At 41.7% G+C, this 22,286-nt stretch carries 27 protein-coding genes; 8 read left to right on the plus strand and 19 right to left on the minus strand.

Features of this window, described 5'->3' with window-relative positions:
• Window positions 1–374 precede the first annotated feature (374 nt).
• A complete protein-coding gene (locus tag VB714_RS21865; RefSeq protein ID WP_323226805.1) occupies window positions 375–2,111 on the minus strand; it encodes an RNA-directed DNA polymerase in 1,737 nt (578 codons plus the stop codon).
• A 286-nt stretch (window positions 2,112–2,397) separates the two neighbouring features.
• Between VB714_RS21865 and VB714_RS21870 the strand changes: the two genes are divergently transcribed.
• Both VB714_RS21870 and VB714_RS21875 read left to right on the plus strand, forming a co-directional pair.
• On the plus strand, window positions 2,398–2,628 hold the full coding sequence (locus tag VB714_RS21870) for a hypothetical protein (protein ID WP_204103568.1): 231 nt from the start codon (window positions 2,398–2,400) through the stop codon (window positions 2,626–2,628).
• Window positions 2,609–3,031, plus strand: a complete 423-nt coding sequence (locus VB714_RS21875; RefSeq protein ID WP_204103569.1) for a putative toxin-antitoxin system toxin component, PIN family — start codon at window positions 2,609–2,611, stop codon at window positions 3,029–3,031. Before VB714_RS21870 ends, VB714_RS21875 begins: the two co-directional genes overlap by 20 nt.
• 163 nt (window positions 3,032–3,194) lie before the next feature.
• On the opposite strand, the gene VB714_RS21880 is transcribed toward VB714_RS21875, so the two are convergent.
• The 6 genes from VB714_RS21880 to VB714_RS21905 all read right to left on the minus strand — a co-directional run bounded on the left by VB714_RS21880 (window position 3,195) and on the right by VB714_RS21905 (window position 7,957).
• Window positions 3,195–3,557, minus strand: coding sequence for a DUF5615 family PIN-like protein (locus VB714_RS21880; RefSeq protein ID WP_323226806.1), 363 nt, complete (start codon window positions 3,555–3,557; stop codon window positions 3,195–3,197).
• Window positions 3,532–3,885: a DUF433 domain-containing protein gene (locus tag VB714_RS21885; RefSeq protein WP_204103570.1), complete on the minus strand. Its 354-nt coding sequence runs from the start codon at window positions 3,883–3,885 to the stop codon at window positions 3,532–3,534. The genes VB714_RS21880 and VB714_RS21885 overlap by 26 nt, the downstream gene beginning before the upstream one ends.
• A 25-nt stretch (window positions 3,886–3,910) precedes the next feature.
• On the minus strand, window positions 3,911–4,048 hold the full coding sequence (locus VB714_RS21890) for a hypothetical protein (RefSeq protein ID WP_323226845.1): 138 nt from the start codon (window positions 4,046–4,048) through the stop codon (window positions 3,911–3,913).
• An 8-nt stretch (window positions 4,049–4,056) separates the two neighbouring features.
• Complete coding sequence (aroH, locus tag VB714_RS21895; protein WP_416309762.1) at window positions 4,057–4,440, minus strand: chorismate mutase; 384 nt, start codon at window positions 4,438–4,440, stop codon at window positions 4,057–4,059.
• A 51-nt stretch (window positions 4,441–4,491) separates the two neighbouring features.
• On the minus strand, window positions 4,492–5,319 hold the full coding sequence (sppA, locus tag VB714_RS21900; RefSeq protein WP_323226808.1) for a signal peptide peptidase SppA: 828 nt from the start codon (window positions 5,317–5,319) through the stop codon (window positions 4,492–4,494).
• Window positions 5,320–5,464: 145 nt separating this feature from the next.
• Complete coding sequence (locus VB714_RS21905) at window positions 5,465–7,957, minus strand: DNA topoisomerase (ATP-hydrolyzing) (protein ID WP_323226809.1); 2,493 nt, start codon at window positions 7,955–7,957, stop codon at window positions 5,465–5,467.
• A 147-nt stretch (window positions 7,958–8,104) separates the two neighbouring features.
• Between VB714_RS21905 and VB714_RS21910 the strand changes: the two genes are divergently transcribed.
• Entirely contained in the window at window positions 8,105–8,509 is a 405-nt protein-coding gene (locus tag VB714_RS21910; protein WP_323226810.1) for a response regulator, read from the plus strand.
• Window positions 8,510–8,663: 154 nt separating this feature from the next.
• Here VB714_RS21910 and VB714_RS21915 read toward each other — a convergent pair whose 3' ends face one another.
• Window positions 8,664–9,509 (minus strand): tetratricopeptide repeat protein, encoded by an 846-nt coding sequence (locus tag VB714_RS21915; RefSeq protein WP_323226811.1) that lies wholly within the window; start codon window positions 9,507–9,509, stop codon window positions 8,664–8,666.
• A gap of 29 nt (window positions 9,510–9,538) precedes the next feature.
• On the opposite strand from VB714_RS21915, the gene VB714_RS21920 reads away from it, so the two are divergent.
• From VB714_RS21920 to VB714_RS21930, 3 genes are all read left to right on the plus strand, one after another.
• A complete protein-coding gene (locus VB714_RS21920) occupies window positions 9,539–9,697 on the plus strand; it encodes a hypothetical protein (protein WP_323226812.1) in 159 nt (52 codons plus the stop codon).
• A 121-nt stretch (window positions 9,698–9,818) separates the two neighbouring features.
• Window positions 9,819–11,234: an efflux RND transporter periplasmic adaptor subunit gene (locus tag VB714_RS21925; protein ID WP_323226813.1), complete on the plus strand. Its 1,416-nt coding sequence runs from the start codon at window positions 9,819–9,821 to the stop codon at window positions 11,232–11,234.
• 50 nt (window positions 11,235–11,284) lie between these two features.
• Window positions 11,285–12,502: an ABC transporter permease gene (locus VB714_RS21930; protein WP_323226814.1), complete on the plus strand. Its 1,218-nt coding sequence runs from the start codon at window positions 11,285–11,287 to the stop codon at window positions 12,500–12,502.
• Between the two features lie 100 nt (window positions 12,503–12,602).
• On the opposite strand, the gene VB714_RS21935 is transcribed toward VB714_RS21930, so the two are convergent.
• From VB714_RS21935 to VB714_RS21985, 11 genes are all read right to left on the minus strand, one after another.
• Entirely contained in the window at window positions 12,603–14,531 is a 1,929-nt protein-coding gene (locus tag VB714_RS21935; RefSeq protein ID WP_323226816.1) for an FAD-dependent oxidoreductase, read from the minus strand.
• 94 nt (window positions 14,532–14,625) lie between these two features.
• Window positions 14,626–15,768, minus strand: coding sequence for a 50S ribosomal protein L11 methyltransferase (locus VB714_RS21940; protein WP_323226817.1), 1,143 nt, complete (start codon window positions 15,766–15,768; stop codon window positions 14,626–14,628).
• Window positions 15,769–15,881: 113 nt separating this feature from the next.
• A complete protein-coding gene (locus VB714_RS21945; RefSeq protein ID WP_323226818.1) occupies window positions 15,882–16,517 on the minus strand; it encodes a DUF3172 domain-containing protein in 636 nt (211 codons plus the stop codon).
• Window positions 16,518–16,783: 266 nt separating this feature from the next.
• Window positions 16,784–17,506: a 2-phosphosulfolactate phosphatase family protein gene (locus tag VB714_RS21950; protein WP_323226819.1), complete on the minus strand. Its 723-nt coding sequence runs from the start codon at window positions 17,504–17,506 to the stop codon at window positions 16,784–16,786.
• 59 nt (window positions 17,507–17,565) lie between these two features.
• Window positions 17,566–18,459 carry a mechanosensitive ion channel family protein gene (locus tag VB714_RS21955; RefSeq protein WP_323226820.1) on the minus strand — a complete coding sequence of 298 codons (894 nt, stop codon included), beginning with the start codon at window positions 18,457–18,459 and terminating at the stop codon, window positions 17,566–17,568.
• 81 nt (window positions 18,460–18,540) lie between these two features.
• The gene (locus VB714_RS21960; protein ID WP_416309764.1) at window positions 18,541–18,975 is read right to left on the minus strand and encodes a pentapeptide repeat-containing protein; all 435 of its coding nucleotides are present in this window, start codon (window positions 18,973–18,975) and stop codon (window positions 18,541–18,543) included.
• Between the two features lie 176 nt (window positions 18,976–19,151).
• Window positions 19,152–19,313, minus strand: coding sequence for a YqaE/Pmp3 family membrane protein (locus VB714_RS21965; protein WP_204103463.1), 162 nt, complete (start codon window positions 19,311–19,313; stop codon window positions 19,152–19,154).
• Window positions 19,314–19,446: 133 nt separating this feature from the next.
• Window positions 19,447–19,743 carry a hypothetical protein gene (locus VB714_RS21970; protein WP_323226822.1) on the minus strand — a complete coding sequence of 99 codons (297 nt, stop codon included), beginning with the start codon at window positions 19,741–19,743 and terminating at the stop codon, window positions 19,447–19,449.
• A 77-nt stretch (window positions 19,744–19,820) separates the two neighbouring features.
• Entirely contained in the window at window positions 19,821–20,126 is a 306-nt protein-coding gene (locus VB714_RS21975; protein ID WP_323226823.1) for a hypothetical protein, read from the minus strand.
• Window positions 20,127–20,341: 215 nt separating this feature from the next.
• Window positions 20,342–20,956, minus strand: a complete 615-nt coding sequence (locus VB714_RS21980) for a hypothetical protein (RefSeq protein ID WP_323226825.1) — start codon at window positions 20,954–20,956, stop codon at window positions 20,342–20,344.
• 297 nt (window positions 20,957–21,253) lie between these two features.
• Window positions 21,254–21,580, minus strand: a complete 327-nt coding sequence (locus VB714_RS21985) for a hypothetical protein (protein WP_204103316.1) — start codon at window positions 21,578–21,580, stop codon at window positions 21,254–21,256.
• A gap of 207 nt (window positions 21,581–21,787) precedes the next feature.
• On the opposite strand from VB714_RS21985, the gene psb35 reads away from it, so the two are divergent.
• Both psb35 and VB714_RS21995 read left to right on the plus strand, forming a co-directional pair.
• A complete protein-coding gene (gene psb35, locus VB714_RS21990; RefSeq protein WP_323226826.1) occupies window positions 21,788–21,982 on the plus strand; it encodes a photosystem II assembly protein Psb35 in 195 nt (64 codons plus the stop codon).
• A 26-nt stretch (window positions 21,983–22,008) separates the two neighbouring features.
• Window positions 22,009–22,281 (plus strand): hypothetical protein, encoded by a 273-nt coding sequence (locus VB714_RS21995; protein ID WP_323226827.1) that lies wholly within the window; start codon window positions 22,009–22,011, stop codon window positions 22,279–22,281.
• The last annotated feature ends 5 nt before the right edge of the window (window positions 22,282–22,286 follow it).

Below are 22,286 nucleotides of genomic sequence, written 5' to 3' on the forward strand. Positions count from 1 at the left end.
CGATCACTTTCTCCGATGAAGTGAGATCGCATTAACAATCTATCTTCTAAAGGCGATCACTATTCCTGTGAGTCGTGATTTTTAGGCGATCGCTCTTTATCATTTACAAAACCGCGATCGCACTCAAACTTCCCAAAAATTCAGTAGGTTGGGTTAAGGAAAGCAACCCAACAAATTAAATGAAAATGGTATTAATTAATTCGTTTTGGAGAGGAGATATTGTTTGTACAGAAATGTTGGGTTTCCCTTCATCAACCCAACCTACAGATCGGCGATCGCACTAGCAGTACTAGAAACATGGCATTAACAACTCATGATATTCGGAAGTTCCAAATTCAGATTGCAACAGTATCTTCCTTTACAACTTCTCATATTTATAAGTTTGATGGAATTAGAGAACCTACATCCGAAGTACTTAAATCAGTATTTTCAACGGAATTAGAAGATGCTGTGTAGTCTGGACTCACATCTAATTCTAATTCATTTTTATCTTTAGAAAGGTATATTTCCAATTGTTTTGTTGAATCATAAAACTCTATATCTAAATCTTTAAGTATTTTAAAGAAGTGATTATTATCAATTAAATCTGGAGTACTCGACGAAATCCATCCCTTTTTAAGTCCTTCGTATGCTAACAACCAACGTTGAGAAAAGAAAGAATCTTCTGTTATATCTTTTTCTATATCAGAAAAAGCAGTAGGATAGTCAGGATAGTCGTCAATCAAAGCTGTATTCTTAAGTATATCAAGCAGTATCAGCAAAGAAATGGAATCTTTCATCTGAATAACACTGTCTACTAAAGATTTTTTAATTTTAATTTCAAATGTTTTGGCTAGCCAAAGTGCCCAAGCTACTTCAAAATTGTGTCTTACTGGACTATGATTTTCTATAATGAGTTCAATCAACTCATATAATTTCGTTTTGGAATCATTATCAAGATAGCTTTTATATGTCAATAAGATTCTAGTTACTATGTCCAAAATTGCAGGTTCAATTAATGCTGACTTTAATAACAAATCTTCAAAAATTTTCCAGCTTTTCTTCGTGATTGTTACAGTTCTAAATTCAAATATTTTTAGTGCATATTTAAAAATCCAATCTGAGCGTTGACTGTTTTCATCAATGAGTCCCCATACCAAACTAAAGTAGTGCTTAATACTGTTACTCAAGCTTGTTTCCTTGAAATGGAATTGATTAAAAATCAGAGTAAATTTGTCCTCAAATGCAAATGGAAACTCTTTGATTCTAAGCTTGCTTTCATTTATCTCTAGCTGAAAATCGTTTAAAATCCTTTGTAATCCTTTTAAAACTCTATCTGCTTCATCTCTGGTTGAGACATATAAATAATAATCATCATAGTAACGACAGCCTTTAAGTTTAATGTTACTAAACTCATCTTGTAAAATACTGTCAATTCTGCAAGCAATAAGCTCTGAAATAATGTGTGAAGTATCTGGTCCTATGGGTATCCCAATTGACTGGCGATCTTGGCAACTTCTAACAGAAATATCAATATCGTCCGCGAACTTATACAGTTCTGCGTTTTTATCTTTAGCCTTTATGAGAGCCTTCAAATCTTTATTCTTTTTATTATAATAAGACTTTGCTTCTTCTTTCCCTAGAAAAGCCCATGCTATTGAATGTGTGTAGATTGTAGGATAAAATTTAGAAATATCTACACGAATCTCGATTAGCTTACTTAGTGAAGCACTAATTTTGTGATCTTTAAAATCGGAAACACTTTTACTAAGTGTAGATACAGAACGTTTAATAGGATTTATCTCTGGTTCCGGCAAACTTCGAGAATATTCTGACAAATCAAATACGGTCTTAAATTTTTGCCAGTGGGCTACAATTTTCTCAGATAGATCTATAAAGTGCTTTGGATTAGGAATATATAAAAAACGTCTCGATAGTTTTCCTTTAGAAATAGAAAAGTCTACAGCTTTAGACGATCCATATTTATTTTTATTATTCCCGTGTTGCTCCAAGGTTGTTGTCCAAGTTTGAATTATGGAATCAATGTTTTGTGATAATTGAGAAGTATTAAATGGAGGTGGTAGTTCTTTAGGAAAATAGCCCCGTTCTATAAGATTTTTCAGCTCAAGCATTGTTAGGTGAATTTAAGGTGAAATAATTTTCCAATTATAGCATACGTTGAAGTGGGAAAGAATTCTTACGGTATCCAATAAAGCGGAGATATTCTGACAGATGAGAGTTTCCGAGGCGATCGCCTCAATAATCCATCTCCTAAAGCCGATCGCACTTCCTGTGAGTCTTAAATTTTTAGGCGATCGCTTTTTTAAAATTTGATAAGATGGCGATCGCGTGTTGTGGGAATGAGATGACGATTACCCTCGGTAAAAGTTATCATAGAGTCAAAAGTAAAAAATTGCCATGCAGACTCAAAAACTCATCCTAACCCCCGCCGAATTAGAAGACTTTCAAAATTTTGGTACTCAAAATATACCGCGACCTACCTCAACAGAATTGGCGATCGCGGATGCTATTATTGCTGAAGCCTGGAAACTTGCCGAAGAATCTGGCCATCAGTCCCCTGAAAAAATCTGGTCAGAACTTGATAGTATTCGTACTAAAATAGCTAACCGTGACGCAATTACTCCCTAAAGTTATTCTCGATACTTCCGTATTTGTTGCCGCACTACTCAGTAAGAATTCTCAGAGTTCTCCACCTCAAGTATTAGATGCTTGGCGCAACAGCAAATTTACCCTTATCATGTCTCCTCAACTATTACAAGAATTAATTGTTATCTTAAATCGGCAAACCGTTTCTTTACTTGATATTCAATTGTTAATTACAGTAATTGCAAAAACTAGCTTGTTTATTCCTGGAGCTTATGAAACAACAATTTTGGACAATATAGACCCTAACGACAATATTTTTTTAGCGGCTGCTTACGAAGCAAAAGCAGATTATTTAGTCAGCTTGGATCGGCGGCATTTACTCCCTCTAAAATATTTTCACGGTACCCAAATTCTGAGTCCTTCACTTTTTTTAAGGATGTTATGAAGTCCAATATTTCAGATTATATTAAAGTCCTTTTTCTAAATGCGATCGCTTTTTCTGATGAAGCGCGATCGCTATTACTGTGAGCCGTGATTTTTAGGCGATCGCATTAACAATCTATCTTCTAAAGGCGATCGCAATTCCTGTGAGTCGTGATTATTAAATGCTATGGCAATGGCAGATATGAAATTCGATCACTGTACTCGTCATCCAGAGAAGCAAGAGCAGCCAATACTAATTCCTCAATTGTCTCACCCAAACTCATGCTTGGATTGATTTGGAAGATTCCAAGAATGTGATGCCCCTGAGCAAGATGATCGATTAGATGGACAGGCATAGAACTCCGATTATTCGTTACAAGAATAAAATCATATCTTTCACACCAAAGCAGGATATCAGGATCTAAAGTACCTTTTGGTGGTGTGTTGGGATCGCCAATTGACCAAACTACTAAATCAGGTTCTTTGCGACGTAACTGTATTTGATAAATTGGGTTGAGATTTTCATCCATCAAATACTTGATTTGCATAGGATTTTCCTAGTGTTAGTCGTTCGGCTCGAAGTTGACGTAATTTTTCGGAGATTGGCGGCGGATTAAGTTTTTGCTCTTCTCTCATTTTGTTTCCCCACTCTAGCCAATTAGCGAGGTACTCACTGATCTGTTGTTTGTTATGAAGATAGTAGAGAACTGTGGCATAAACCTGTTCTAGGCTTAATGATAGATAGGTTTTAGCAATTTCTTCAGGTGTTCGACTGCGATAAATGTAGTCATACAAAACTGTTTCAATGCCAATTCGCGTACCTTTTAGGCGAATGTCATTGGTAGCGAGAAAGATAAAATAATCTTCTAGTTGCATAGTTTATGTCTCCAGAATATTAGAACTAAACCGAATATTTTAAATGAATTTCTCCCACAGATGCCGACCATTCCAGCATCTCTAAATCTGCTTTTTTGAAAGCTCTTTTCTGCTTATTTTGCTTGTTTTCTCGCGTTACCGTTTTCTCGGCGTAATACTCCACTGACTTTCCTAGACCAATTCTGCTAAACTCCAATCGGGACGGAGATTTTTAGCCTTCCTTAAATAAACGTGAATTATCTTGTTTTGGGGTTGGGGAGTATTGACATGAATAAGAACCCGAATACAACATTCTAAACTGCCTTTCACGTACATTTGCTGAACATCAAGAAGGGGGACATTATCCCATTTGGGGCGATCGCGGGCGATCGCGGCAGGAAAAATTGCATCGAGATCGCGGGTTGCAGTAAATGTAGCACTCACAATCTCTTCGGGATCTAATTGATTTTGCCTTTCGATCTCCTCAATTAACTCGGTAACTGCAATGCGAATCGCTTTCACACTATTTTCTGTCACCGTCGTTGCGCCGCGAATAGCCCGCACTTTCCACTCCACTAGCATATCCTCCTTGATTTAATTTAACGGATAATCGATCGCCGATCGCTGTTAGGGTCGGTATAACCATAAAGGTTGCCCTTCTGTTACCATTTCAAATTCTAACCAATTCAAGGTCATTGACAACCGCGATCGCTTCGATATTGCGCGTCCCGATAAAACTCGCATTAATAAAGGTTTCTTTTCCTCGATAGTATTACATTGAGCTTTTTCGGGGTCTAGCTTAACTAATTCGCAAAGCCAGCGACGGGCATCTTCTTCTGTTCCCAGGCGATCCACCATCCCTAATTCTAGAGCTTGCTGTCCCGTAAAAATACGCCCATCGGCAAAACTTTTCACCGTTTCAACCTCTAAATTGCGTCCTTCTGCTACTGTTTCAACAAATTGTCCGTAGCTGTTATCGATCAAATCCTGTAGAATTGCCTTCTCTTCTGGGGTTGATTCGCGATCGAAAGCCAAAATATCTTTGTAGGGTCCCGATTTAAACGTTTTAAAGGAAACGCCAATTTTATCTAATAAACGTTCGAGATTATTCCCCCGTAGAATTACCCCAATACTCCCCGTAATTGTGCCTGGATTTGCGACAATACTATCGGCACCGACTCCCACATAAACGCCTCCCGATGCAGAAATATTGCCATAACTGGCGACGACTTTAACCCCTTTTTCGCGGATTCGCTTTAAACCATCATAAATTTCTTGGGAGTCTCCAACAGTTCCCCCTGGAGAATCGATGCGTAATAAGATTGCGGGATATTTTTCCTCTTCAATGGTTTTTAACGCTTTGAGGACTCGTTTGCGCGTTTCCGTGGCGATCGCGCCAGTAATTTCAATGCGGGCAATTTGTTTGCGCTTGTTGGGTTTAAACGGCCAGATCATAGACTAATTGGAATCTCCTAGGTTTCGCGATTTCCCGGCTTATCGGGTGAAGCATTGCTGGTTCGATCAGCAGCACCCCCTCCAGTATATAACGCTTATCGGGGGCAATTTTGTGAAAATGTCCCTGCAATTTTCAAGGAAATAATTACCTGCGAGCAATTTCCACAATTGTTTCATTATCTTTCAATTGAAAAATACGATCGCCAACCCCATCTTTTCCCCATACTTTCACTGATTTTACTGGGACGTAAAGCAAGCGCTGAGTCTGAGAAATTGCCACAAAGCGTTGATTTTCCGGGGGTGCTACCATAATTCCCACTAGGCGATCGCCTTTATCGACAAACTGCATCACTTGCGTACCAATATCGCCGCGATTCACCTTACGAATGAGATTTAAAGGAATGCGTTTGGCGTAACCTTGTTGGGTGACAATCAACAAATCTTGCTCCGGTGGAAGCGTTATCCCCCCGATAATTTCTTCCTTAACCCGTACCCGCGTCGCTTGATTTCCGAGGGTATTGCGTCCCATCACCGGCAGTTGTTCATCATCGACATTCAATCGTAAAACTCGTCCCGCAGAAGTTGCGATCGCCATTTCATCCCCTTCTTGCGCCCAACCCAAATAATTTAAACAATCGTCCTCTTTAAATTTAATCAGCAAGGAGCCGCGATTGGTCAATTCTGCCACCTCAGCCCCCGCCAAACGCTTAATCCGTCCGTTTTGGGTCATCAGAACGAGAAAGTTTTGCTTGAGGTCTTGGGGAACAAAAAAACAAGAAAAGATAGCTTCTCGCTTATTTTTGACGCTACTGGGTAGGAATTTAAGCAAGGGTACAGCCTTGCCTCCCGATGCGGGAATGTCCCCTAGGAGCAAAGGATAAGCCTTGCCGCTATCCGTCACCACCACCAATTCCTTTCGCCCGGCGATCGCCTCCCGACAAAGCAGCAAATCTTCCGGCTTCTTCGCCGCTTTGGGCTTGGAAGGGGGGGACTGCCAACAAATTCCCCCTTTGCGCGTCACCTCCAACACGGCATCATCGGGAATGGTGAATAAATTTTCAGTGCTGAGGGTTGGGGTTTTCTCCTCCTTCTTTTTCCCTTTTTCCTTCTTCTTTTCTCCTCCTTTAACGGCTTCTTCCGTGACGATGCGAGTGCGGCGATCGTCCCCAAACTTGCGTTTGAGAGTGCGAAGGTCCTTCTTGAGAGATTTGAGAAATTCCGCGCGATCGCGTAACAATAACTCTAACCCCGCAATCTTCTCTTGTAACTCTTGAGCCTCCGTCTCCAATTTCTGCCTCTCCAACCCCGTTAAACGACGCATGGGCATGGCTAAAATAGAATCAGCCTGAGATGCGCTAATGTCCAAACGCTCTTGTAAACTAACTTTGGCAGTTGTTCCATCTGGGGCATGACGGAGAATATCAATAGTCAGATCGAGATTATTTAACGCTGCTAATAACCCTTCAATCAAATGCTGTCGTCGTTGGGATTCCTCAAGATCGTAGGTATAGAGACGAGTTAGGGTTTCCTCGCGGAACTTCAAAAACTCCTCTAAAACTGCCCGCAAACTCAACTGACAGGGCTTATTATCCACCAAGGTCAATAAAATCGCCCCAAAATTGCTTTGGAGGGCGCTTTGTTTGTAGAGTTGGCGCAAAACCTCCCTCGGGTTAGCATCCCGCTTGGTTTCAATCACCACCCGCATTCCATCGCGATCGCTTTCATCGCGAATATCAGAAATGCCCTCCATGCGCCCTTGATTGACCAAATCAGCAACTTTTTCGATCCACCCCGCCTTATTCACCTGATAGGGTAATTCCGTCACCACGATCGCCGCTTTTTCCCTGCGTCTCTTGCTCCCTCCCTGCACCTTCTCAATGCGGGCGACTCCCCGCATGGTCATAATGCCTCGTCCCGTTTGATAAGCCTCCCGCACCCCTTTTGTCCCGACAATTTCCCCTCCCGTGGGAAAATCAGGACCGGGGATTAACTTCCAGAGTTTTTCATCGGGCAAATCTGGCTTATCGATCAAAGCGATTAAACCATCCACCAATTCTCTGAGATTGTGGGGAGGTACATTAGTGGCCATCCCCACGGCGATCCCCGTACAGCCATTGAGGAGCAACAAAGGCAACTGAGCCGGTAAAACCACCGGTTCCTGTTGAGAATTGTCAAAATTATTGCCATAATCTACCGTCGCTTCGCCAATATTTCCTAACATGGCTTCATGGGCGATCGCCGCTAACCTTGTTTCCGTGTAGCGCATTGCAGCCGGGGGATCGTTATCCACGGAGCCAAAATTACCGTGACCCGCCAAAAGGGGGTAACGAGAAGAAAATTCCTGTACCATCCGTACCAAAGCATCGTAGACCGACTGATCCCCGTGGGGGTGATATTTGCCCAAAACATCTCCCACCACCCGAGCGCATTTGCGATAGGGGCGATCGGGGGTTAAACCCAACTCGTGCATGGCATATAAAATCCGGCGATGAACTGGTTTCAAGCCATCCCGCACATCCGGTAGCGCTCGACCGACGATGACACTCATGGCATATTCTAGATAAGACCGTTCCATTTCTGTATGGAGTGCTGTGGGAATAATTTGTCCGGTCTCTAGTAGATTTAATTGCTTGGCCATGAGTGTCTGTGTCCTTCTTAATGATTTTTCTTACAGCTTAGAGGGGATAGTGGATTATCCTAGGTTATGGGAGTCTTACAAAAGATGAAGCCTCCCTCTTTACTCCCTGTTGCCCATTCTTATCCGCATTGTTAGCGATTGATATTTATGAAAACCGTTCTGATTGTAGAAGACGATCCCATTAATCTCCGCGTTTTTAGCAAGATTCTCAACAAACGGGGCGGTTTGGAGGTTAAAGGGACGGAAAATGTTGAAGAAGTGATGCAATTCGCCCAATCTCGGGAGGTTGATATTATTTTGATGGATGTTTCCCTGGCTCATAGCGTCTATCAAGGGCAGGCCGTTGATGGTATTAAAATTACACAAATGCTCAAAGCCGATCCCCAAACTGCCGATCTACCGATTATTTTAGTCACGGCTCACGCCATGGAAGGCGATCGCGAAAACTTCCTCAAACAAAGCGGGGCTGATGGTTATATCTCTAAACCCGTGGTGGATCACAAAGAATTTGTGGCTGAGATTAAACGATTATTACCCGATGTTGAGGAATAAATTCGTGAGATGAAAAATAGACGATGGGCGGTATTCTCCGGTACATCAAGCAAACTTAGGTTTTCTTCTCTATACATATTCTTGTACTAGAAAAAGAGGGACTTGACAAGCCCCTCTTTTTTATCGTCTGGTTTAGCACAGGTCGATCGCCGGTTTATCGACTAACCAGTGCCTGAATGCGGGGAGTCGCCAAAAAACCCGCAGCATCAGCTAAAAGTCTTTCTCCCCAAAGGTTTTCCTTGAGAAAGTCTAACTCTGCATATTTGCGATCGAGGGATAGTGCCTCTTCTCCCAGTTGCCAAGCGCGTTCCTGTTCTCCTCTAGTGTAGAGGGCAACAGCGATCGCCAGTTTGGGTTCCACCGCTTCGGGTTCCACTGCAAGGGCGCTGCGCCATTTGGCGATCGCCTCCTCGATGTCTCCTTGTTCGTATTTAACCAAACCAATATTGTTAACTGCCGGCCAGAATTCTTTTTCTTGAGCAAAGGCAATTTCATAAGAGGCGATCGCCTTGGGATAGCGCTGCAACATCAAATAAGTATTGCCCAAGTCAAATAGTGCTTCAATAGACTCAGAATCAATGCTGAGTCCTTTTTCCAAGACTGCCAAGGCTTCCTCATAACGACCTTTTTGGAAATAGGCAGACCCCAAAGTGAATAAAATCCCTGCCTCTTCTGGAGCCAATTCTTGCGCCTTTAACAGCACCTCAATACCGCGATCGAGTTCTTGCTGCTGAATGTAGAGGCTACCCAAAATAAACCAAGATTCAAAAAGATTGGGAGCCAACTGAGTGGCTAATTTGGCTCGGGGAAGTGCTAAACCGTATTGCTCGAAACGCACGAGTTGGACGACATCTTGGACGAGAATAGCACCATTTTGCTCGAAATCCTTGGCATCTACGTTAAACGTATAGGGCAACAAGGCTTGTGCGAAGACGGGGGCCGCCAACTGCCAAGACCCTGCTATTGCTAAAGCTGAAAGTAACCAGTTCCTCTTAAGCACAATATCGTTTCAAACCTTTAATATTAATCGTGTTTATTCTGGTTATCGCTACCCAGTTGCCAGCATTAGAGTTTCTAGGCGATCGCGGGGCAATGTTCTGCGATATTTTAGCTATATTTAGCGACTATATCGATTCTGACATCGATCCGACGCATCCTAGGGGGCTTGCACCTGCGGCATTTTGTTAGTATAGCAATGCGAACTCGTCTTTTTGCAAATCTGTAAAAATTTCAGATAAGGTTGCAGGCTTTCTCGCTTTTTTTCTGTAATGATGGTTCAAAAGCTCGGCGTATTGTTTTATTCACCTCTATGATATTTTCTGTGCGATCGCGAAATCTTATCCCTTGGCTCATTTTTGGCATTGCTGGTAGCAGTATTGTCGGCGTGGGTGTTGTTACCTATAACGCAGTTTTCGGCGAGGGGTCGCAACTCGAACAATATACTGTTCTGGTCGAAGAAGAATCCCTACAAGTCCGTGTCAACGCAAGCGGTACAGTTAAACCGTTCCAAAGTGTTAATATCAGTCCCAAACGAGCGGGAATTCTCCGGCAAATTCTTGTCGAACAAGGCATGGAAGTCGAACAAGGGCAGCCCTTGGCGGTCATGGATAACGAGGAAATTCGCGCTCAAGGCAAGCAAGCCGTTGCCAACCTCCAACAAGCCGCCGCGAATTTTCAAATTGCCCAAAGGAGAATTCCCCTCGAAATCGAGCAGGCGAATGCTCGCATTAACGGGGCTATTGCGGGAGGAATTGAAGCACAGGAGAGAATTCCCACAGAAATCGAACAAGCCCGAGTGCGCGTTATTGCTGCCGAAGAACGCTACAAACGGGCAAAAAGTCGTTTTGAGCGCTATCAAATTCCTACAGAAGCGGGAGCCGTTTCAACAAATGCCTTTGACGATGTATCTGTGGAAGTTCGGGCGGCGGAGGCAGAACTACAGGACGCGCAGCAAGCCTTCCGGCGAGAACAGAGAACGGAGCTACCGGAAATCGCTCAATTGCAGGCTAATCTACAAGAAGCGCAGGCAGTACGCGCCGAACGAGAAGCCACTTCTCAAGCTGAACTCGCTCAATTGCAGGCTGGCATTTTAGCGGCACAAGCGCAAGTGGAAGAATTGGAGGTCATCGCTCGGGATACGATCGTACAAGCCCCTTTTAAAGGCATTATCACGCAAAGATATGCGACACGTGGAGCTTTTATTGCCCCCACCACTTCAGCTTCGGCGACAGCTTCAGCGACTTCGACTTCAATTTTAGCGATCGCCCGAGGTTTAGAAGTGTTGGCAAAAATTCCCGAAATCGATGTCAGCCAATTACAACCGAGACAACCCGTGGAAATTGTTGCAGATGCCTTTCCCAATAAAGTTTTTCGCGGTGTCGTGCGCTTGGTGGCTCCCGAAGCGGTGGTAGAAGATAATGTAACTTCTTTTGAAGTTCGCATTGCTGTGGATCCAAACCAAAAAGAGTTACTGTCGGGGATGAATGTCGATGTTACATTTTTGGGGGAGCAACTCGCGAGAACTTTGGTGATTCCCACTGTGGCGATCGTTACTGAAGAGGGTGAAAAAGGTGTGATGGTCACTGACGACAATGGTAAACCTGAGTTTAGAAAAGTTATTTTAGGGGCAACTCTTGAAGATAAAACTCAAGTTATTAGTGGCTTACAACCAGGGGAGCGAGTTTTCATTGAATTGCCAGAGAAATATCAACCGAAAGAAGAGTAATATGCAGTTAATAGTTGATAGTTAATAGTTGATAGGAGGGAACTGGAAAAATGGAAACCGCAGAAAGTATGAGAATGGCAGTCGATACACTGCTGAGTAATAAACTAAGAAGTGCTTTGACGATGTTGGGCATCGTGATTGGGAATGCTTCTGTAATTGCTATGATTGGTTTTGGACAAGGGGCGCAAAAACTCGCTAATGATGAATTTGAATCCCTAGGACCGAATGTAATTTTTATCGTACCTGGATCGCAACAAGATCGAGAGACGACTTTTGATTTGCCCAAAACGTTAGTTTTAGAAGATGCTAAGGCGATCGCCTCTCAAGTTCCTTCTGTGGATTTAGTTGCGCCACAAATCAATGCACAAATGATTACCGCTTATAAGGATCGTAATGCCAGACATTTAATAACTGGCGTAACACCAGAATTTATGCCCGTGCGAGATTATGAAATTGATCGAGGGCGTTTTATTACTGAACGCGATCTTCAACGTAATACTAGAGTTGTTGTCTTAGGATCGGAACGTGCTGAAAGATATTTTGATGCTCGCGATCCCATTGGGGAGCAAGTTCGCATTAAGAATATTGGTTTTGAAGTTGTGGGAGTTATGAAGTCCAAGGGTGCATTTTTGGGAACAAATCAAGACGATATCATGTTCCTTCCTCTCACAACAATGGCAAATCAATTAGTCGGAAAAACATCGATTTATGGAACTGAGATTAGCTTTATTTCTGTCTCAGCAAAAGACAAAAAAAGTATTAATGCTGCTAAATTTCAACTCGAAAATTTATTACGCTTGCGCCATAAAATTGTCGGAGAGGATGATTTTACGGTACGAACCCAAAAGGATATCTTGAATATTGTGGGAACTGTAACCGGAGGGCTAACCACTTTACTAGCAGGAATTGCCGGAATTTCTTTACTTGTCGGAGGTATTGGCGTGATGAATATTATGTTAGTTTCTGTGACAGAACGAACGCAAGAAATTGGACTGCGAAAGGCAATGGGTGCCAGGGAAAATGATATTTTGTCACAGTTTTTAGTGGAAGCAACTATTGTTTCTGCTGCTGGAGGTATAATCGGCACAATTGTGGGCATTAGTGGCATCATCTTCGTCAGTCTCATTTCTCCCCTTTCAGCAGTTATTTCTCCATTGGCTGTAATTCTAGCTGTAGGAATGTCGGGGGGAATTGGTTTAATATTTGGTGTTTTTCCCGCTAGACGTGCGGCAAAACTCGATCCAATTGTAGCTTTGCGAAGACTTTAATGAGGGGTTTGGAGAGGGACATGAGAGGGTTTGGAGAGGGACATGAGAGGGTTTGGAGGACATGAGAGGGTTTGGAGACCAAACCCCTACGTTTTTTTGTTTATATTTTTAATAAACCCTCGGGATTGACTGAGAAAAGCGATCGCCTTTGCAACCCTTCCTCTTGTAAAATGGCGTTGGCTGCCAAGAGACCGCTACTAACTGCCCTCTCCATTAAACCGCAGGGAAAAGGCATTTTTACCCAATCTCCTGCCAACATCAAATTGTTAATTTCTGTTCTTGTTTCTGGGCGATCGCGATAGCTATTGGGAGGATAACCGGAGAAGTTTTTCTGATTGACTAACTCTTTATGTAAAATGGTTGCCCCTTGCAACTCGGGGACAATTTCAAAAAGTTCTCTTTCAAAGGTTGCTAATAGTTCTTCTTGAGTCGGAAACTCTTTCTCTTTATAACAGTAAGCGTGTAGCTCAACGACGCTATATCCCGTCCGCTTCGACCACTCAATAAACTGGTTTTGAATACGGTGATAGAGAGTAATACTATCTGTTAAATCGTAACCGGATAGAGAGGCAAAATTGCTTTGTTCCCAAGGAAAATCCCGATCTAGCCAAAACCGTCCTACGGCAAAGGGATCGGAAACAGCCAATTGTTGTACCTTGTTGTTAATATCTGCATTAACATCTCCTTGCATCAGATCGAAAAGATGTTTTGTTCCAGGAACATCTGCCGCAATAACATAATAGTCTGTCGCGATCGCAATTTCTTCCCCATCGGCGATCGCATTTGCAGCCACTAATTTCACTTTATTCTCTTCTTGTTCGACAATTTTAAATGCGGCTAAATCGCGCTTTGCAGGTCCTTGGAGGACTTTTCCGGCTGCATCGTATTTAGCACCGTGACAAGGGCAAAGAAAGCCTCCATCGGCTTGTTTGCGGACGCTACAGCCTTGATGGGTGCAGGTTAGAGAAAGAACTTCCGTTTCATTTGTGGCCAAATAAAGGCGATCGCCAGCACCGTAATATTTTCCATCTTCTAATAACTCGTTACCTTCGACCCAAAAAGGAACATCGGTTTGCAAATTTCCCTGTTGATAAGTCAGGGAATTAATTTTTCCCTCTTGAGATTGAATCTTGCTTACAGTTGCTTCTGGGATGATTTTACCACCATGATTGCGAATAAAATTGGCGATCGGCTTGACTAGACTTGTCCCCATGTCATCCCGAGTACCATTAAAGGCTAAACCTTCGGGGTTGCCAAAGAAATAAAAGTGAAAAAACTGTAATAATTCTCCGACACTGAGGCGATCGGGTGAATTTAAACTGGACTTAGCAAAAGGCAGAAAATAGAGATCGTATAGTCCTTGGGGAAAATCTTCTGCAACCCAATCTGCAACACTTAAGGCATCATATTTTTTAAAGGTTTGGGGAATGCGAAAACCAGTAATTGCCTGAAAGACTTGTAAATGTTTAATATTAATCAGATTAATTCCCCATTGAAAGCGATTGGGAGAAGCGATCGCCAGATCGACAATATTCCAAGGAAAAGCCGAATGACTGGGACGAAAAACTTCCGGTTGATATTCTCCTTTGCGAAAGAGGACAGAATAAAATTCTAAAGATTTAAAATTCTCTTCAATTGCCAATTCTGCGACCATACTTTTGAGATTATAATATTGAGGAAAAAAGCCGTGAAAACCGTGTTCCATCATAAATTCATCTTCTCCCACCTGAATCTTCCAACTGGCAATTTTCCCCCCCAAATTAGGAGATTTTTCTAGCAATGTTACAGCAAATCCGCGTTTGGTGAGTTCGTAAGCGCAAGCCAAACCCGCTAATCCTGCCCCTACAACACAAACGGTTTTTTGTCTATCGAGATGAAGAGGGAGATCGAGGCGATCGGGTTGGTAAATAGTTGGTTGTGGTTTGCTAAAGCGGGAATACCCTAACCCTGCACCCACAGCCGTTACACCCATTATTTTTAGAGCAGTTCGACGAGAAACTAATGAAGAAAGATCGGTAAAATAACTCATAAATCAATGAACAATTGCCAATTACAAATTATCAATGAATATTTATTAATTGTCAATGAATAATCAATAATAATCAATATTTTTTTGTCTGTTCTTATTGGCCATAATTATCAATAACTTCTCTGACTTGATTTACAGCATTTTTCCAAGTTGGGAAACGCTGAGGAAATAGCGCTGCACATTCGCGGGCAATGGCTTCCAAGTTGTTGTTTTTGTCCATCAAACTGAGAATAAAAGAGGTAATTCTCCCATTTTCATTAATTTGGGGAATATAATCTAGCGATCGCCGCTCTAATGCTTCTCGATTAATCAGTTTTGCGTTAAATGTAGACTGTTTAAAATCTGTCCTAGTTTTCCCTCCAGTGATAACTTTAGAGTTCCATTGCCAGATATATTGTCCTCCCACTAAATTTGCTTTGAGATCGCAGGTTATCCGATCGCCAGAAGCAATTTTAGTGGGTTTGAGCCAAGGTAAAAAGGCTTTTCCATAAATTAAGTCGGGCTGTCCAGGAGCATTAGAAAATTCTACTCCTGTCATTAATACTGAGTCAAACCACAAACAAATTCCATGTACTAATCCTGCTTTTTCTGCGCTCCATTCTAATTTTGCTTGTAAGTTTGGCGTAGAGATTTGAGGATAATCTAAAACAGCACATAATGTGGGTTTGGTTAAACATTGATCTAGTGAAATTGTGCATTTCTTCCAAGCATGAAAGAGGAAACTACGAGCGCTTTCTAAATTGATATTGTAGGGGATATCCTTCTGCCAGAGAGAAGAATAAGAACGATATAATTCTGGAGTCTGGACGGGAGTTCCCCATAAGCGATCGCGCAAAGGAATCATTATACCTCCCGTCTTCAAAAAACGCGATCGCGCATCGATAATTGAAGGAATATGCTGTTGAAAAAACGGCAAGATTCCCCGTAGATCAGAAACAATAACATCAACTTTTTCCGGTAAATTGACATCCACGGACATTCCCTGAATAAATTCAATTCTGTCCCCACAGTCATTATCTTGGGCAGCTAATTTCGCCACGGCGATCGCGGCATTAGATTCGATCGCGTAAACTCGTTTCGCTCCTAATTTGCACGCTAAAATAGCACAAATCCCCGTCCCCGTGCCAATATCCAACACAATAGAACCAGGTTTAATACACCCTTCAAGCGCTTTAACATAAGCATTCATGCGGTGGCGATCGGCGATCATATTACCATAGCCAAATAAACTGTACATTGGCAGTTGATAGTTGATAGTTGATATGTAGGGGTTTGGTCTCCAAACCCTCCAAACCCTCCAAACCCTCCAAACCCTAACCGATGACCATTTTTTGAATTGATTTGACAGTTTTAAAAGTTTTCGGACTCATTAGGAGCGTTAACATTAGTTCTACCTTCAGGATTGAGAAAAAGGTTTCCTGCGGCATCATTTTGATAAACGCAATTGATTTTTGGCGATCCCTCTAAACTTCCCGTATAGCCAAATGTATTCATGCGTCGTTTGCAATCATTAACTTGGTCGCTATTAATCAATCGTGCTTGCTCGAGAATTGCCCAATTATTGGTTCGCAAAACGCATCCAGGCTGCATGACGGGTTGGGTGACATAAACATTAAAAGGATTGAGCGTCATAAATACCCGCAGGTCTGTCACCATTGCACTTGCTCCATATTTGAGGCAAATTTCTGGACTGGGAGAGCGGCGATCGATTACGTCTCGCGAGGCTACATTGACAATATTATCGCTAGGACTGAGACTCAAGCCCATACCCAAGGCAATTCCGCCAATAAATACCGCCCCCATGACAGCCAAAATGGGATAATTAACATTAAAGGGCAAATTAAACCCAGCTAAAGGCGATCGCTTCTGGTTGCCGCGATCGCGGTCTTCTGGCACAGTTGAGGAGCGATTGTCATATCCTCTGCCATTTCTGCGATCGTCATAACGGTCGTCGTAACGGTCGTAAGGAGATTTTCGACGTTTCATCAGTCCCTAATTAAAAATACTTGCTCTCAGAGTTTAACAATTTTGACCTCTCCCTGCGATCGCCTATGCTTTACCCACAAATCCTGAATTCCTTGTGGCATGAGGATGAGAGTGGCAGAATTCAGATAGAGGCTCGAATGGTCTACAAAATCATCTCATCCTGCTTAATGTTCAGAAAGTTTCAGAGCAAAAGCGCTAAATTATTAAGAAATATTACAATCAAAGAAATTGAGAATATCGATTAAGTGGGTAATGCCCATCGTGGATTAAACAGCTTTAATAACACCCTTTTCAGTTTGCATGGGGAGAATATCAAGAATATCTGTTTTAGCGCAATATTCGAGGTCTTCAAGTAAATTCAAACCGGATAATCGCTTTCCGTGGCTCGCTTGGTGGAACAAATCTACTAACTTATCTTGCCAGCGATCGTAAAGGGCGATCGCCCCCAAAACTTCGTCATTACCAATCATGTCTGCATTCCCTTCATAGAAAGGCATGGCGATCGCCCCCGCACAAACCGTATCTTCGAGGGAATAGTCTCCTTGCCAACCCGATCCTACCAACCAAACGGTTTCTGGTTGCTGTTGGCGCAAATATTCTACCACAGCGTGACGGTTCACCTGTGCCGCAGTAAGGACGATGGGGGCATCTTCAACCCGTTGTAATGCCCGCGTTCCATTGGTGGTAGTGAGAAATAAACGTTTATCTTTAACTCTTTCTCTGGTACAAAAAAGAGGGGAATTTCCCATATCACAAGTTTCAACTTGTTTGCCTCCTCGTTCTCCTGCCCGCAAGCGCTTCTCTACCGGCCACTCAGCACTCACTTCTAATAACTTATCAATATCGCTAAAAACTTGGACGGCTTCAGCACCAGCATTTAAAGCAGTGGCAATAGTTGTCGTAGCCCGTAGTACGTCGATGGCGATCGCGCAGTCGGGTTGCGAATCCGTGGGGGTCAATTCTGGCGTATGGTAAACAAAAAACTGCACGTTAATCCTTCATCTCTACTGAAATTCTACCATCTATCTTACAGGGGAATGGGCAGAATTTAGATAGAATTCTGTTCGCGATCGCGGGACTTCGGCAAATAATCACTGTACCTATCTTGATTGTAAAAATAGAGGGTGCGAATTGGATAAGGAATGCTAATATTAGCATCATCTAATGCCTGTTTAATGGCAAGAATGGCACGAGTTTTAGTAACGCGAACCTCTTTTTGTTGCGATCGCGTCCAATAGCGCACGAGAAAATCAATAGAACTATCCCCAAAACTGACCAAATCAATTTCGGGTTCGGGGTCTTGCAAGACACCTTCAACACCTTTAATAATGCGTTCTAAAATATCAGTTGCTTCGGGCAAAGAGGTATTATAGTCTACTCCTACAGCTAAATCGGTTCGACGAGAATCAAAAGCCGTTTGTACTTGCACTGCACTCGTAAAAACCTCCGAATTGGGAAGAAGAACTCGTTCTCCTTGATAGGTACGAATTTTAGTGGTTCGCACGTCAATTCGTTCCACAGTTCCTTCAAAATCTCCAACAATAATTTGATCCCCAATACGAAAAGGTTCTTGTAAGAGAATCAAAGTCCCAGCAAGGAAATTTTTGAAAATATCTTGGAAGGCAAAACCAATGGCAACGGAACTCAATCCTAATGTTGCTACAATATCACCCAAACGCAATCCAGGGAAGGCAATAACTGCCGCAAAAAGAACCCCAAAAATCCAAGTTGCGATGTCGGCGATTTTCGCAATCAGGAGTTGTAAAGACTTACTGCGAACGGATTTTTCAGAAATTCTAGTTGCCAGTCCTCGCACGAACTGAGACAGGTAACGAGTGAGAAAAAGAATGATAATTGCCGCTAAAATTGCTGGGATACTTTTAACACCACTGGCAACAAGTTCTCTAAGACTTTCAAAAATTGTACTCAATAACTCAGTCATGTTTCTATCTTAAAGTGCGAGGTAAATGAAGTGCGAGATAAATACAAAAAATTGCTAAAGTTAAGAGATTGCATTGCAGAATTAAGGGGCATTTCCACCGACACCGATCGCCGTGTTAAAGACGACGGCATTAGTTAAATCGATGTCTTCCATTGACGCATCCACAACATGAGCGTCATAGATTATAGCATGGCTGAGATCGACGCGATCGAGATCGGCTTGATTCAAAACAGCATTGGTTAAGAAAGCACTGCTTAAATCGGCATTTTCAAGATTAGCACCGGTGAGATCTGCACCTTCTAAATTGGCTTCTGATAAATTTGCTCCTTCTAAGGAAGCATTTCGCAGATCTGCACCGATCAAATGTGCTTGAGATAAGTCTACATTAGATAGATCGCATCCCGGACAAGCATTCGTTCTGAGTAATTGTTGTTTGGGATTACCGGCTTGAGAAGGGGCAGATGCTAAAGTTAATAAAGCTAATAAAATGGAGGGGATGATGACTTTTAAATCCATTTTTTCTTGAAATAACAACAAAACAATTGGGTGCATCTCAAAATGTAAATCTATACTACGGAATCAAGATTCCTGCTTGCTTTTGATTTCCATGTTTCTGCAAGTTTTTTTAAAATTGAGATGCACCCAAACAAGGAAATAACAAAGCTGTGGAAAAATAAATTTACAACCGAAATTTACTTCACCTTAAGAATAACCCAAATAGCATGAATGATTCCAGGAATATAGCCGCAGAAGGTCAAAAGAACATTGATCCAAAATTGCGTACCGATACCAACTTGCAGAAAAACGCCTAATGGGGGAAGTAAAATGGCAACAATAATGCGAATAATATCCATGAAAGTCTCCTTTTGAGTTAAAAAATGTTTGAGAAAGAGCTATTACAGAAAAAGTGCTTTTCTAGAAATACTGAAATCAAAATGATAAGGTCAAGACGATGAGCAATGCAATTATACTATTAAAATTATAATATTAGAATCTAGAGGATGCACGTTCAAAAGCGGTGGTTAACTCATTCCATGCCCTCTCAAAGCCAATTTGTAATTCTTGCCATGCGTCTTCGCTTGACTGCTGCATTTCTTGTAATTTAGTATTTACGGCATTTTTTTTAGCTTCGAGTTCTTCCATTTGACTATGATACTCTAAAACTGCATCGGCTTTGGCTTGATTTGCTTTTGCGTTTAACTCATCAATTTGAGCGTTAATTTTATCAACTTCAGCTTTGACCTTTGCTTTGTATGCCTCTTTGTCTCTAATTTGAATTGCCATAACTCTAAATCCTATTGACCTACTTTGAGTAAACGGGTAAGGTGGAAAAATGAGTAGAATTTTTCCACCTTTCGTGATTATTGGAATTTATTAGACGCGCGTTCAAAAGCGGTGGTTAACTCAGTCCATGCACTATCAAAACCTTTTTGCAGGTCTTGCCATGCGTCTTCACTGGCTTGCTGGACTTCTTGTAGTTTGGCGTTTACAGCATCTTGTTTTGCTTCGAGTTCTTCAATTTGGCTGTTATATTCTAAAGCTGCATCGGCTTTGGCTTGGTTTGCTTTCGCTTTTAATTCATCAATTTGAGCATTGATTTTATTAACTTCTGCTTTGACCTTTTCTTGGTATGCTTCTTTCTCTTTGATTTTCATTTGAGTTGCCATAAATATGAACTCCTTTGCTTGACTTAACTATTATCATAATAACTCGGTCTTTATGTTTTCTTCATCTATCGAGAGAAATAAATTTATAACTCTATGGTTATATCAAAAGGATGAATATATTATAAATCTATAATAAATGCAGAGCTTACTTAATAAAAAAGGTGGAATGGTTCCACCTTTGTTCGTGATTTAGTAATTCCGTGCTTGTTTTTGTTTTACGATGTTAACTGTGATGTCAACTGTGCTTCTTCTAGTACCCGATCGCGTGCCATTTCTAACTCTGTAATGATGGCAGAGATTTCGAGATCGGATATATCTTCTCGAACTGCAAAGATGCGTCTGAAAAAGAAACTATTCAATTGAAACAAACGATTTTTCAATTGCGAAAAATTGGCCTTTGGATCCCAAAGTAGCTTTTTAAAGTCGCGATCGATCCCCTCGGGAGAGAGTTCCTGTTTGGGAGTTGTAACAAGATAAAGTTGCACTTTGGCGATTAAGTTCATTGCCTTTCTTCGTTCTCGGGCAGCATTTGCTGCATTGACAACTTCTTGGCAAATTTCTTGAAACCACTGAGAAAAACGTAAAATTCTGGCTTGGCCTAAGATACCGCGTTGTCGTAATAAACGAATGAAATCTAAGCGATTGACATTTTCAAGTTCTTCGGCGATCGCATCTGGATTATTATTGCGATGGTAAAATAACGCTCGAAATTCCTTTTCGACAATTTCTTGTCTTTTTTTCCAAAAAGGGGTATTCAGCAAGTAATTTTCGACTTTTCCCCAGATATTGTTCTGTGTTCTTTGTTGCAACAAAGCATTACTGGCAACCACAATGTTTTCTCCTTTTTCTTTTGACTTCTGATATTCTGATATACTGCTCTTTTTTCAGTTAGTTTGATTTACAGCACATAGCAATTTTCACTCTTCCACCATCTTAGAAAAATTTTGTTGCCCTATCATCTCCCTTGAGTGGTAGATTGCAGAGATTTAAAAATGGTAATCTCCATCTTAGGGAAGAAATTAAAGATGCGATCGCCCTACCAAATGAGAGAGGGTGGGGGAAATTCTTTCTCAATGTTTTTGTTCAAGTTCGATTAGTATCGCTTCCTACCCGACTGAGATGTACTGCTAACGAAGATCGAGAACCTCAGTATCGGGTTCGAGGTTTGGGGTATTACTCGCGGGAAAGGTTGCACCGATCGCGGGAAAGAGATCGACTGGAGATTTAGAAACTCTGTAATCATTCTGCTCTTCGATTCCTTTATTCGTCAGCATCATTTTAATATAGAATATTTCTGCATCTGTTCCTGTAATTGTAAGAAGATAATTATCATCGACAATCTCGGTATTATATTGCAGAGACGTTGTTTCGCTTTTCAGTTTCTTCAGAGCAAGTTCCAGATCGAGAGAACTGGAAAATATCGCGATCGCCTTCTTTAATTTGGCCAAGCTCATATATTTTGAGAGAAACTGTATCGCAATTATAGCAAAAATTGCAGAGTTTTACTTCCCTCACGAGGTCGATTGTAGAGTATGCAGTCCAATCTCCTTCTCTCTCTCAAGGAATAGAAGCAAACCTTTAAATTGAGAGATGCGATCGCCTTTTTGTTCTTGTTATGCTAGAAAGCGAAGACATGAAGAAAGGAGCAAAACAAAAAACTTATGCAACTTTTACTAGAAACAACCGCCACAAGCAACTTACCATTTAATGCGATCTTCGTCCTAGGATTAGGATTTATTGCCGCAGCTTTTATCGGTTCGATCGCTTGGTACAACTCGAAGCGTCCCATCGGTTGGAAAACAGAAGAACGTCCTGATGTTATTCCCAAAGTTAACTCATACAAGGTTAACTCATAAGACAGAGCGAAGATATCTCAATTTTAATGAACGCGCAAGATTTACTCATTTTCAAGGAGAATAATATGGACAACCAAAATCAATCCGGTGCTAACTACGATCGCAAAATTGTTTCGGCTGAGACTGCCGCACGTATGGAACGAGAAGGAGATGGATTTAAAGATAAACCCTTACAAGAAGGTTCAATTAATACCGTAGAAGGGTTTACCGTCGATCGCGAAGGACTGTTGAATAACTACGCGGTTGAACCCGAAATGTATATCAATGAACCAGGCGATCTGCAAGAAAAGGCTGAATAGTGCCG

Source organism: Spirulina sp. 06S082, assembly GCF_034932145.1.
In the GTDB taxonomy this organism is placed as follows: domain Bacteria; phylum Cyanobacteriota; class Cyanobacteriia; order Cyanobacteriales; family Spirulinaceae; genus CCY15215.

Coding starts and splice junctions, on each gene's coding strand:
- VB714_RS21865 (WP_323226805.1), bottom strand. CDS start 2,111: ATGCTTGAGCTGAAAAATCTTATAGAACGGGGCTATTTTCCTAAAGAA.
- VB714_RS21870 (WP_204103568.1), top strand. CDS start 2,398: ATGCAGACTCAAAAACTCATCCTAACCCCCGCCGAATTAGAAGACTTT.
- VB714_RS21880 (WP_323226806.1), bottom strand. CDS start 3,557: ATGCAAATCAAGTATTTGATGGATGAAAATCTCAACCCAATTTATCAA.
- VB714_RS21885 (WP_204103570.1), bottom strand. CDS start 3,885: ATGCAACTAGAAGATTATTTTATCTTTCTCGCTACCAATGACATTCGC.
- sppA (WP_323226808.1), bottom strand. CDS start 5,319: ATGATCTGGCCGTTTAAACCCAACAAGCGCAAACAAATTGCCCGCATT.
- VB714_RS21905 (WP_323226809.1), bottom strand. CDS start 7,957: ATGGCCAAGCAATTAAATCTACTAGAGACCGGACAAATTATTCCCACA.
- VB714_RS21910 (WP_323226810.1), top strand. CDS start 8,105: ATGAAAACCGTTCTGATTGTAGAAGACGATCCCATTAATCTCCGCGTT.
- VB714_RS21925 (WP_323226813.1), top strand. CDS start 9,819: ATGATATTTTCTGTGCGATCGCGAAATCTTATCCCTTGGCTCATTTTT.
- VB714_RS21930 (WP_323226814.1), top strand. CDS start 11,285: ATGGAAACCGCAGAAAGTATGAGAATGGCAGTCGATACACTGCTGAGT.
- VB714_RS21935 (WP_323226816.1), bottom strand. CDS start 14,531: ATGAGTTATTTTACCGATCTTTCTTCATTAGTTTCTCGTCGAACTGCT.
- VB714_RS21940 (WP_323226817.1), bottom strand. CDS start 15,768: ATGTACAGTTTATTTGGCTATGGTAATATGATCGCCGATCGCCACCGC.
- VB714_RS21945 (WP_323226818.1), bottom strand. CDS start 16,517: ATGAAACGTCGAAAATCTCCTTACGACCGTTACGACGACCGTTATGAC.
- VB714_RS21955 (WP_323226820.1), bottom strand. CDS start 18,459: ATGACTGAGTTATTGAGTACAATTTTTGAAAGTCTTAGAGAACTTGTT.
- VB714_RS21960 (WP_416309764.1), bottom strand. CDS start 18,975: ATGGATTTAAAAGTCATCATCCCCTCCATTTTATTAGCTTTATTAACT.
- VB714_RS21965 (WP_204103463.1), bottom strand. CDS start 19,313: ATGGATATTATTCGCATTATTGTTGCCATTTTACTTCCCCCATTAGGC.
- VB714_RS21970 (WP_323226822.1), bottom strand. CDS start 19,743: ATGGCAATTCAAATTAGAGACAAAGAGGCATACAAAGCAAAGGTCAAA.
- VB714_RS21975 (WP_323226823.1), bottom strand. CDS start 20,126: ATGGCAACTCAAATGAAAATCAAAGAGAAAGAAGCATACCAAGAAAAG.
- VB714_RS21985 (WP_204103316.1), bottom strand. CDS start 21,580: ATGAGCTTGGCCAAATTAAAGAAGGCGATCGCGATATTTTCCAGTTCT.
- psb35 (WP_323226826.1), top strand. CDS start 21,788: ATGCAACTTTTACTAGAAACAACCGCCACAAGCAACTTACCATTTAAT.
- VB714_RS21995 (WP_323226827.1), top strand. CDS start 22,009: ATGAACGCGCAAGATTTACTCATTTTCAAGGAGAATAATATGGACAAC.